This window comes from Pseudomonas sp. PS01299 (assembly GCF_029960145.1).
In the GTDB taxonomy this organism is placed as follows: Bacteria; Pseudomonadota; Gammaproteobacteria; order Pseudomonadales; family Pseudomonadaceae; genus Aquipseudomonas; species Aquipseudomonas putida_A.
Genome location: NZ_JASCPO010000199.1, coordinates 1 through 10,945, shown reverse-complemented (window position 1 = coordinate 10,945; position 10,945 = coordinate 1). Strand labels below are relative to the sequence as shown.

Here is a 10,945-nt window from a genome sequence, read left to right as displayed (position 1 = left end):
GCGGTGGGTCAGTCAGCATTGTTTTGACTGACCCACCGCTTTCGCGAGCAAGCCCGCTCCCACAAGGGTGTATGTACTCGCACAAAATTAAACTTGTCCCGCAACGGCGCGGTCACTGAAGGAACACCTTCAGAGCGCACGCCGCCGGTATGCCGACCTCCACCGACTTCGCAAAACTCTGGTTCAGCGCGCGCAACTGGAAGCCGTTCGCCTTTCAAAAGCAGGTGTGGGCCGCCGTCAAACAAGGTCAGTCGGGGTTGCTCCACGCCAGCACCGGCGCCGGTAAAACCTATGCGGTGTGGTTCGCCGCGCTCAACCGCTTCGCCCGCATCAAACCCAGCGTTGCAGACAGCAAAAAACGCAAAGCACCAGCCGAACCACTGACCGTGCTGTGGATCACGCCGATGCGTGCCCTCGCCGCCGACACCGCACGCGCCCTGCAAGCGCCAGTCAGCGATTTGCAGATTCCGTGGAGCATCGGTCTGCGCACCGGCGACACCAGCAGCGCCGAACGTGCGCGTCAGGGCCGGCGCCTGCCAACCACGCTGATCACCACCCCGGAAAGCCTGACCCTGCTGCTTGCCCGAGCCGACGCCAGGACTGCGTTGTCGAGCCTGCGGATGATCGTTGTCGATGAATGGCACGAACTGCTCGGCAACAAACGCGGCGTACAACTGCAACTGGCCCTCGCCCGCCTGCGCCATTGGCAATCCGAACTGATCGTCTGGGGCGTGTCCGCCACCCTCGGTAATCAAGCCCACGCCGAACAGGTGCTGATCCCACAGGGCGGCGGGATCAGCGTGCAGGGCCAGAGCGAAAAATCACTCAATGTCGACACCTTGATCCCACCGGCCATCGAGCGTTTTCCCTGGGCCGGGCACATCGGTCTGAAGATGCTCCCGCAGGTGGTCGCCGAACTGGATGCCTGCGCCAGCAGCCTGGTCTTCACCAACACCCGGGCACAGTCGGAAATCTGGTATCAGGCATTGCTCGAAGCGCGGCCGGACTGGGCCGGGCTGATCGCGTTGCACCACAGCTCGCTGTCCCGCGAGACCCGCGACTGGGTTGAGCAAGCGTTGAAGGACGGCAAGCTGAAAGCCGTGGTCTGTACCTCGAGCCTGGATCTGGGCGTGGACTTTTTACCGGTGGAACGGGTCCTGCAGATCGGCTCGGCCAAAGGCGTAGCGCGACTGATGCAACGCGCCGGGCGCTCTGGTCACGCGCCGGGGCGCACCTCGCGCGTGACGCTGGTGCCGACCCACAGCCTGGAACTGATCGAAGCCGCTGCCGCAGGCGACGCCGTGGCGCAACGACTCATCGAACCGCGTCTGTCGCCGCACAAACCGCTGGATGTGCTGGTGCAGCATCTGGTCAGCATGGCGCTGGGCGGTGGCTTTATTCCCGAAGAGCTGTACGAAGAAGTGCGTGGTGCCTGGGCTTATCGTGATCTGACACGGGCAGATTGGGCCTGGGCGCTGGCTTTCGTACGTCACGGCGGGCTTTCTCTGACGGCCTATCCGGATTACCGTCGGGTCGAACCGGATGAACACGGCGTCTGGCGCGTGCCCGATGCGCGATTGGCGCGCCGTCATCGCATGAGCATCGGCACCATCGTCAGCGACGCCAGCATCAACCTGAAATTCTGGAGCAAGGGTGGCGGCGGCAAGCAGTTGGGCAGTGTCGAGGAAGGCTTTATCGCGCGGCTGAAACCGGGCGATGGCTTTCTGTTTGCCGGGCGCCTGCTGGAGTTGGTGCGGGTGGAGAACATGACCGCGTACGTCAAACGCAGCACCGCGAAAAAAGCCGCCGTGCCGCGCTGGAATGGCGGGCGGATGCCGCTTTCCAACGAACTGGCCGCCGCGGTGGTCAGCCGCTTTACTGCAGCAGCGCGGGGTGAGTTCGTCGGCCCGGAAATGCAGGCGCTACAACCGTTGCTGCAAACCCAGGCGCACTGGTCGGGTCTGCCCACCTCCGACAGTCTGTTGGCCGAAGCGCTGAAATCCCGTGAAGGCTGGCACCTTTTCCTTTATCCGTTTGCCGGGCGCCAGGTGCATCTGGGGCTCGCCAGCCTGTTGGCTTGGCGCGTGAGTCAGCGCCAGCCACTGACGTTCTCGATTGCGGTGAATGATTACGGGCTGGAGTTGCTCAGCGCCACGCCGGTCGATTGGTTCGAGCAACTCGATGCGGCGCTGCTCAGCCCCGAGCATCTGCTGCGCGACGTGCTGGCCAGCCTCAGTGCCGGGGAGCTGGCGTTGCGGCGCTTTCGCGAGATCGCGCGGATCGCCGGGCTGGTGTTCGCCGGCTATCCCGGCGCGCCGAAAAGTACCCGCCAGGTACAGGCTTCCAGCGGATTGTTCTTCGAAGTGTTCAAACAATACGACGCTGACAACCTGCTGCTGGCTCAAGCCGGGGAAGAAGTCTTACGGGAAGAACTGGATATTCGTCGTCTGGAACAGACATTGGAGCGGATCAACCGGATGAAACTGGACATGCACCTGATCAAACGTCCTACACCGCTAGGCTTTCCGTTGCTGGTGGAGCGCATGCGCGAAAGCATGAGTTCGGAAAAACTCGCTGACCGCATCCGGCGCATGGTCGGCGATCTGGAGAAGTCCGCCGACAAGGGTCAAGCCTCATGAGTGCAGCGTATCCAGTGCGCCTGGCCGGTGAAGAACTCTGGCTGCTGCCGGAAAAGGCCCTGTACTGGCCGGCGCAGCAAGCACTGCTGATCGCCGATGTGCATTTCGGCAAAGCCGCGGCCTATCGCAGCCTCGGCCAGCCGGTACCCCAGGGCACCACGACGGCGAATATCGAAGTGCTCGACCGCTTGCTGGCCAGACTGCCCTGTCGGCAGCTGATTTTCCTCGGTGACTTTCTGCACGGCCCCGGTTCGCATGCGACGGGTACGCTGAATGCCCTGGCCGAGTGGCGTGCACGGCACGCGGATCTGCCGATGACGCTGATTCGCGGCAACCACGACAAACGTGCCGGGGATCCCCCGGCGGCGCTGAATATCCGCGTGGTTCCGGAGCCCCTGCTGCTCGGGCCGTTTGCCCTGCAACACGAACCGGATCCACATCCCGAGCGGCATGTGCTGGCCGGGCATGTGCATCCGGTCTATCGGCTCAACGGCAAGGGGCGGCAGCGTTTGCGGCTGGCGTGTTTTCGACTGGGTGAGCGATTGAGCCTGCTGCCGGCCTTTGGTGCCTTTACCGGTGGTTATCAGGTCGAGAAAGACGCTCAGTGCAGGATTTTCGTCATCGGCGACAACGAAATATGGCCCGTCAGTTGAGGTCTTGGGCAAACCTCAGCCGACTGGCCATTCATGGAGTAGCGACTCAGGCCACTGGCGCGGGTGGCGGCTCGTCCGGCAGCGTCGGCTCGCCGGGTTCGGTCGGTTGTTCGTTAGGGGTGTCGGGATCAGGCTGACCTGGAATGCCGCCTGCCATATGGAAAGCCGGGTGTGCCAACAATGACCAGGCCAAAACGCCAACCTGATTGGGCTCAAGCCTTGCCAGTTGGGCGGTGATATGCGGATCGATCTTCATGCAACCTCCTCGGCGAAGGCCCGCTTTGCCAGAAGCAAAAACGGGCAGTACACCCCATAGAGTGTCTGCCCGCCAAAGAATTCCCGCGAACTGCCGGATGGATCAGGTACGCGGCAGGGTCACGCCACGCTGGCCCTGATATTTGCCGCCGCGATCCTTGTACGAAACTTCGCATTGCTCGTCGGATTCGAGGAACAGCATCTGCGCCACGCCCTCGTTGGCGTAGATTTTCGCCGGCAGGTTGGTGGTGTTGGAGAATTCCAGGGTCACGTGGCCTTCCCACTCAGGCTCGAGCGGGGTGACGTTAACGATGATGCCGCAGCGCGCGTAGGTGCTTTTACCCAGGCAGATGGTCAATACGTTGCGCGGAATGCGGAAGTATTCGACAGTGCTGGCCAGGGCGAAGGAGTTCGGCGGGATGATGCAGACGTCGCTGTGGATGTCGACAAAGCTGCCGGCATCGAAGTTCTTCGGATCGACGATCGCCGAATTGATGTTGGTGAACACCTTGAAATGGTTGGTGCAGCGCACATCGTAGCCGTAGCTCGACACACCGTAGGAAATCACACGGCTGTCGTCGCTGCCGCGCACCTGGCGCTCGACGAAAGGCTCGATCATGCCGTGTTCCTGCGCCATGCGGCGAATCCACTTGTCCGATTTGATGCTCATGGCGGGTGTCCTGAATAGCGAGGTGGAAAAAATCTGTCCGGCATCTTACCGGGCGCGCCGCCGGGTTCAAAGTCCGCGCTGAAATTCTCGCCGAACACCCTGGAAATACAGGCCCTGGCGACGAACCGTCACACCGTCGATCCCTAAAACAGAGAAACCTTCGCAAGAAACATTGGCACGTTCCGGAAAAAGGGTTAAGGTGGCGCCACTGTGTTGCTTGTGTCACTGAGAATCTCTACACGATATGTTGAATTTCGATCCAACCATCTACAAGAATTTTTCCTGCTCTTTGCACTCAGTCTCGGCCAGGGTTCTTCCTGAGTCGCAGTTATCTTTGTTCAAGGAGTTACACCATGTCTAATCGCCAAACCGGTACCGTTAAGTGGTTCAACGATGAAAAAGGCTTCGGCTTCATCACTCCACAATCCGGTGACGACCTGTTCGTTCACTTCAAAGCTATCCAATCCGACGGCTTCAAAAGCCTGAAAGAAGGCCAACAGGTTTCTTTCATCGCTACCCGCGGTCAGAAAGGCATGCAAGCTGAAGAAGTACAAGTTATCTAACTTGTAGCTTCTTTAGAAAAGAGCCCCGCCCTCAAAGCGGGGCTTTTTTGTGGGCGTGTGTTTTTTAACGGCCACAAAAAAAGCAGCCCTCACGGCTGCTTTTTTTTCGACTTGCCTTACCAGGCCACGCCAAACCCTGCGGTGTAGCGGGTCTTGTTCAAATCCGCATCCTTGGTGCCGCTGATGATGTCGCGCTCAGCCTTGAGGTTGAGCGAGGCCCAGTCGGTGACCTTGTAGCGCAGGCCCATCTCGGCATCCAGCGCGTAGTTGGCTACGTCAGACAGCGGCTTGCCCAGTTCGCCATTGGTGAAGAACTCGACTTTCTTGCCGATCAGGTAGCGGTTGTAATCCCACTTCATGGCGACCGAATAAAAGTTGTCCTTGCCGCCATCGCTGTACTCGTAATCGGTGCGGTTGAGCAGCGAACCGAGCGAGAACGCGCCCAGCTCGTCGTCCCAGAACTGGTAACCCGGACCGGTACCGACCACACGCTGACGCGACAGCTCTTCAACGTAGTCACGCTTGTAGTTCAGGCGGCCCTGCCAGAACCATTTGTCAGTCAGGAAGCGGTCGAGTGCGTATTCGGCGCGCCAGTTATTGGTGGTGACCTGCTCGTCCTGCACTTCGCGGTTGTATTCGCCCTCGGCGGTGTGCCGCCAGCGGCCATGACGCGCGGTGGTCTTGAAGTCGATGTCGTAGTCGTCGGTGTCCTTTTCCGCCCGTTGATAATCCATCGCCAGGCCTACATTACCTTTCCACACCAGATCCTCGACCACCGGTTTCGGTTTGAGAATCTGCTGAATGCTCGCCAGCTCGACGGTCTTCGGCGCCTCGCCGTTGGCCAGGGTGACCTTGCCGTCATCGGCGGCGGTCAGCGACTTGGCTTTTTCACCGTTGTAGGCGTCCTGTTTGACCAGCAGCTCCTGATCGCTCTGCAGGGTCTTGACCTCTTTCCAGTCGATGCTGACCGCACCCGCATATTGGGTCTGGATCAGCAATTTGCCGCCATCGAAAACGGAGATCTTACCGCTCAGCTTGTCACCGTTCTTTAACCAGACGGTATCGGCAAGCAGCGGCGTGGAGGCACTGAAGACAGCAAGGCACAGCAGGGTTCTGGACAACATAAGCGGATCGAGGGCTCAAGTTTGCGAAAAAAGGTCGGCATTATCCGTAGGAATAAGACCCTGACAAGGACTGACCGAGCGATTTCCATTGAGTTCATTTCTCATCTGGCCAACGAGCGATTACGCTTGAGCCCATCGATACGACTATTGTTCAGGAACCGCGCTGGTGAAAGAGCCGAATCATCCCGAGGAAAGCGAAGCGCAAATCCGACGCACGGCGCTTTATTCCACCCTTGCCCAAGTGCCTGAGGGCAAGGTGGTCAGCTATGGTCAGTTAGCTGAACTCGCAGGGTTGGGGCGCGCCGCCCGCTGGGTCGGCCGGACCCTGAGCCAATTACCCGGCGATACCAAACTGCCGTGGCACCGGGTACTGGGTGCCGGCGGTCGGATCAGTCTGCCACTGGGCAGCCCCTCGGGGGACGAACAACGGGCACGATTGCGTTCTGAAGGCGTCACCGTCCTGAACAATCGTGTGGATATTCAGCGCCATGGCTGGCGTCCGATAGAGCACAGCGGTTAGAGTGCGCGCTTTGTTTTCGCAATCTTGAGGCAGACTTCAGCCCATGCCCCGTAAAACCTGGCGCGCCGCGCTCGCCGCCTATGCCAGTCCTTCGACGCTCGTGCTGTTGTTGCTCGGTTTTGCTGCCGGCCTGCCGTACATGCTGGTATTTTCGACGCTTTCCGTCTGGCTGCGTGAAGCCGGTGTTGCCCGTGAAACCATCGGCTACGCCAGCCTGATCGGCCTGGCCTACGCCTTCAAATGGGTGTGGTCACCGCTGCTCGACCAATGGCGCCTGCCTTTATTGGGCAAGCTTGGCCGCCGCCGTTCGTGGCTGGTGCTCTCGCAGACCCTGGTGATTCTGGGGCTGATCGGCATGGGCTTCTGTGATCCGCAGAAACACCTGTCCTGGCTGATCGCCATTGCCGTCATCGTCGCCTTCGCCTCCGCCACCCAAGACATCGCGGTCGACGCCTATCGCCTGGAAATCGCTGACGACAGCCGCCAGGCCGCGCTGGCTGCCAGTTACATGTCCGGCTACCGCGTCGCCGCCCTGCTCGCCACGGCGGGCGCGCTGTTCTTTGCCGAGGGCTTCGGCTCCACCGGTTTCAACTATCAACACTCGGCCTGGACCGGCACCTACGCCCTGTTCGGGGTATTGATGATCCCTGCCCTGCTGACCTCGCTACTGATGCGCGAACCGCCAGTGCCACTGCGCACGCAGTTGCAGGCCGGCCGCTACAGTTTCGGGCATCAACTGGCCTCGGTATTCGTGCTGATCGTGTTGCTGGTGTCGGTTCCGGCGATGTTCACGCAGCTCTACAACACCGATTTCGCCGGCGTGCTGTTCGGCAATATGAGCCCGCTCGACCTGTTGCTCGAAGACCGCGCCTTCCTGCGCGCCATCCTCTACACCCTGCTCACCGGCCTGTGCCTGTCGACCATGGGCCGTCGCGGCCTGGCGCCGGTGCTGACCCCGGTCAACGACTTCATCCTGCGCTACCGCTGGCAGGCGTTGCTGTTGCTCGGGCTGATCGCCACTTACCGGATGTCCGATACGGTGATGGGCGTGATGGCCAACGTGTTCTATATCGACCAGGGCTTCACCAAGGATCAGATCGCCAGCGTCAGCAAGATCTTCGGCCTGATCATGACCCTCCTCGGCGCCGGGATGGGCGGCCTGCTGATCGTGCGCTTCGGCATCCTGCCGATCCTGTTCATTGGCGGCGCAGCTTCGGCGGCAACCAACCTGCTGTTCGTGATGCTGGCTGACATGGGCCCGAACCTGCAGATGCTGGTGGTGACCATCTCCCTCGACAACTTCAGTTCGGGCATGGCGACCTCAGCCTTCGTCGCCTACCTGTCGAGCCTGACCAACCTCAAGTTCTCGGCCACCCAGTACGCCCTGCTCAGTTCGATCATGCTGTTGCTGCCACGCCTGATGGGTGGTTACTCCGGAGTGATGGTCGAGAAGTTCGGCTACCACAGCTTCTTCATGATCACGGCGCTACTCGGCGTGCCGACCCTGGTGCTGATCGCCCTGCACTGGTTTCAGGAAAACCGCCGCGAAGGCCCGACACCAACGCCCGAGCCTGTGCCGACCAGCGTGGTCGAAGAGTCGTAGGACAATTCAGATACGGCGGGAGGATTCCCGCCGTTGAGCCTCACCGCCGAGCGCAATCCTGTACGTCGGCAAATCTCGCCGGTACACTGCTCCGTCATTTCCAGTCATAGCAACCGACAACGGCCAACCATGCGCACCAGTCAATTTTTGCTCGCCACACAGAAAGAAACGCCTTCCGATGCGGTCGTCGTCAGCCATCAGCTGATGCTGCGCGCCGGCATGATCCGCAAACTCGCTTCGGGCCTGTACACCTGGCTGCCGATGGGTTTGCGAGTAATGCGCAAGGTTGAAGCCATCGTTCGCGAAGAAATGAACGCTGCCGGTTCTCTTGAAGTGTTGATGCCGAGCACCCAACCGGCCGAGCTGTGGCAGGAATCGGGGCGCTGGGAAGAATACGGCCCTGAGCTGCTGCGCATCAAAGACCGCCACGGTCGCGACTTCTGCGCGGGCCCGACCCACGAAGAAGTGATCACCGATCTGATGCGCAACGAGTTGAGCAGCTACAAGCAGTTGCCGATCAACCTGTACCAGATCCAGACCAAATTCCGTGACGAAATCCGTCCACGCTTCGGTTTGATGCGCGGCCGCGAATTCATCATGAAGGACGCCTACTCGTTTCACGCCGATCAGGCGTCGCTGCAGGTCACCTACGACCGCATGCATCAGGCGTACTGCAACGTATTCACCCGTCTGGGCCTGAAATTCCGCCCGGTTGAAGCCGACAACGGCTCGATCGGTGGCGCCGGCTCCCACGAGTTCCACGTACTGGCCGAGTCCGGCGAAGACGACATCGTCTTCAGCAACGGCTCCGACTACGCGGCGAACATCGAGAAAGCCGAAGCCGTGCCACGGGAAACCTCGCGTCCATCGCCGGCCGAAGAGCTGCGCCTGGTCGACACTCCAGACACCAAGACCATTGCCGCGCTGGTGGAAAAATTCAATCTGCCGATTGAAAAGACCATCAAGACCCTGATCGTCCACGCCGAAGAGCCAGGCAAGCTGATTGCCCTGATCATCCGTGGCGACCACGAGCTGAACGAAATCAAGGCTGCCAACCAGCCAGGCGTGGCCAGCCCGCTGGTCATGGCTTCCGATGCCGAGCTGCGTGACGCCATTGGCGCCGGTGCCGGTTCGCTCGGCCCGCTGAACCTGCCGCTGCCGATCATCATCGACCGCTCGGTCGAACTGATTAGCGACTTCGGTATCGGCGCGAACATCGACGACAAGCACTACTTCGGCGTGAACTGGGAACGCGATCTGCCGGTTCCAACCGTTGCCGACCTGCGTAACGTCGTGGCCGGTGACCCAAGCCCGGACGGCAAAGGCACCCTGGAAATCAAGCGCGGCATAGAAGTCGGGCACATCTTCCAGCTGGGCAACAAGTACAGCAAGGCGATGAAGTGCGAAGTGCTGGGCGAGAACGGCAAACCGGTCACCCTGGAAATGGGTTGCTACGGTATCGGCGTATCCCGCGTGGTCGCTGCCGCCATCGAGCAGAACAACGACGAGAAAGGCATCATCTGGAGCGACACCCTGGCGCCGTTCCAGATCGCTCTGGTACCGCTGCGTTATGAAACCGAGCAGGTGCGCGAAGCCACTGACAAGCTGTACGCAGAACTGACGGCGGCCGGTTTCGAAGTGTTGCTGGACGATCGCGACAAGAAAACCAGCCCGGGCATCAAGTTCGCGGACATGGAGCTGATCGGCATTCCTCACCGGATCGTGGTCAGTGACCGCGGCCTCGCCGAAGGCAACCTGGAATACAAGAGCCGCACCGAGGCCGAAGCGCAAGCGCTGCCGGTTGCCGATGTGCTGTCCTTCCTTCAGGCCCGTATCCGCCGCTGAATCCAGATAGAGACCTCATGTTCAAGCGAAACACCTTGGGCCTCGGTGGCGCCGCCTTGTGCGGCGCCCTGCTGGTCAGCGGCTGTGCCAATCAGATGTCACAGCGCAGCGAGCACGAAGAGCGGGTCGAGCGCAAACTGCTCGATCACAGCCTGCAGATCGATGTCGGTGAGCCTAAGGTGCTCGAACTGCCGCAGCGTCGCGTGAAAATCAACGAACAGAAGACCTTCGAAGTCACCGAGTTTGAGGTCACCCGTCGTTACGATCGCTACACGCCTTATCAGCCCTGGCGCGAAATCTACGAGATTCCGCTGGGTGCAGTGGCCGTGGTCGCCGGTATTGGCGCCAATGTGGTCAACGTATTCGCTCTGGGCAACCTGCCGGACAGCGTGACCAAGGACTGGTTGAACTACGGCATTGCCGGGGTCAACCCGTTCATGAACGTGCAGTCCCACGGTCGTGCGCAACAGAACCTGGCCGGTATCGATGAAGTCCAGCGCGACAAGCGCACGGAGTATTCGAGCCTGCCGTGGAGCGAGCGTCCGGTGCAGGTCAAGGCCGGCAAGCAGACCTTCGACATGACCACCGACCGCAACGGCGTGCTGCGCCTGAACCTGCTGGACAGTCCGTTCGCCGAAAATGACCTGAATCATATCGGCAAACTGCAGATCAGCGTCGAAGACGGCAAGGATGACGTGCACAGCGATTCATCTCTGGCAATCAGCAGCCATTTGCGCAGCAAGTTGCTCGAAGCGCACGGGTTGATTTATGACGATCTGGAAGACGACGAAGTGAGCCAGTGGGTCCACCGGGTCAAACGTCTGTCGGAACTGGGTCTGGAGGAAGAGGCCAGCGAGCTGGAACAAAGCCTCATAGAACTGACGCGCAACGATCCTGAGTTGCAGGCGGAATTTCTCAAGTCGCTGACCAAGGATGCGGGGCGTCTGGTCGCTGATCCTGGACCGAATTAAGCCTGAAAAGCTTCGCGAGCAAGCCCGCTCCCACAGTTGATTGCATTCCACTGAAGGAACTCGATCAAATGTGGGTGCGGGCTTGCTCGCGAAAGCGGCCTC

General features: G+C 60.5%; 10 protein-coding genes. 7 read left to right on the top strand and 3 right to left on the bottom strand.

Annotation, left to right across the window (positions count from 1 at the left end):
- The first annotated feature begins 149 nt into the window (after window positions 1-149).
- Complete coding sequence (locus tag QMX91_RS24465) at window positions 150-2,639, top strand: ligase-associated DNA damage response DEXH box helicase (protein ID WP_282413511.1); 2,490 nt, start codon at window positions 150-152, stop codon at window positions 2,637-2,639.
- Complete coding sequence (pdeM, locus tag QMX91_RS24460; RefSeq protein ID WP_098967537.1) at window positions 2,636-3,292, top strand: ligase-associated DNA damage response endonuclease PdeM; 657 nt, start codon at window positions 2,636-2,638, stop codon at window positions 3,290-3,292. Before QMX91_RS24465 ends, pdeM begins: the two co-directional genes overlap by 4 nt.
- Before the next feature lie 46 nt (window positions 3,293-3,338).
- Here pdeM and QMX91_RS24455 read toward each other — a convergent pair whose 3' ends face one another.
- Both QMX91_RS24455 and dcd read right to left on the bottom strand, forming a co-directional pair.
- Window positions 3,339-3,548, bottom strand: a complete 210-nt coding sequence (locus QMX91_RS24455; RefSeq protein ID WP_027614346.1) for a hypothetical protein — start codon at window positions 3,546-3,548, stop codon at window positions 3,339-3,341.
- Window positions 3,549-3,650: 102 nt separating this feature from the next.
- Window positions 3,651-4,217, bottom strand: a complete 567-nt coding sequence (gene dcd, locus QMX91_RS24450; protein WP_003222308.1) for a dCTP deaminase — start codon at window positions 4,215-4,217, stop codon at window positions 3,651-3,653.
- Between the two features lie 353 nt (window positions 4,218-4,570).
- On the opposite strand from dcd, the gene QMX91_RS24445 reads away from it, so the two are divergent.
- The gene (locus QMX91_RS24445; RefSeq protein WP_002554837.1) at window positions 4,571-4,780 is read left to right on the top strand and encodes a cold-shock protein; all 210 of its coding nucleotides are present in this window, start codon (window positions 4,571-4,573) and stop codon (window positions 4,778-4,780) included.
- 116 nt (window positions 4,781-4,896) lie between these two features.
- Here QMX91_RS24445 and QMX91_RS24440 read toward each other — a convergent pair whose 3' ends face one another.
- On the bottom strand, window positions 4,897-5,904 hold the full coding sequence (locus tag QMX91_RS24440) for a DUF481 domain-containing protein (RefSeq protein WP_134785576.1): 1,008 nt from the start codon (window positions 5,902-5,904) through the stop codon (window positions 4,897-4,899).
- Window positions 5,905-6,070: 166 nt separating this feature from the next.
- Here QMX91_RS24440 and QMX91_RS24435 point away from each other — a divergent pair, with 166 nt between their 5' ends.
- The 4 genes from QMX91_RS24435 (at window position 6,071) to QMX91_RS24420 (ending at window position 10,843) form a co-directional block, all read left to right on the top strand.
- On the top strand, window positions 6,071-6,424 hold the full coding sequence (locus QMX91_RS24435) for an MGMT family protein (RefSeq protein WP_098967536.1): 354 nt from the start codon (window positions 6,071-6,073) through the stop codon (window positions 6,422-6,424).
- A 43-nt stretch (window positions 6,425-6,467) separates the two neighbouring features.
- Complete coding sequence (locus tag QMX91_RS24430) at window positions 6,468-8,027, top strand: AmpG family muropeptide MFS transporter (RefSeq protein WP_282413510.1); 1,560 nt, start codon at window positions 6,468-6,470, stop codon at window positions 8,025-8,027.
- A 129-nt stretch (window positions 8,028-8,156) separates the two neighbouring features.
- On the top strand, window positions 8,157-9,872 hold the full coding sequence (locus tag QMX91_RS24425) for a proline--tRNA ligase (RefSeq protein WP_282413509.1): 1,716 nt from the start codon (window positions 8,157-8,159) through the stop codon (window positions 9,870-9,872).
- A 17-nt stretch (window positions 9,873-9,889) separates the two neighbouring features.
- The gene (locus QMX91_RS24420) at window positions 9,890-10,843 is read left to right on the top strand and encodes a hypothetical protein (RefSeq protein ID WP_027614341.1); all 954 of its coding nucleotides are present in this window, start codon (window positions 9,890-9,892) and stop codon (window positions 10,841-10,843) included.
- Window positions 10,844-10,945 lie beyond the last annotated feature (102 nt).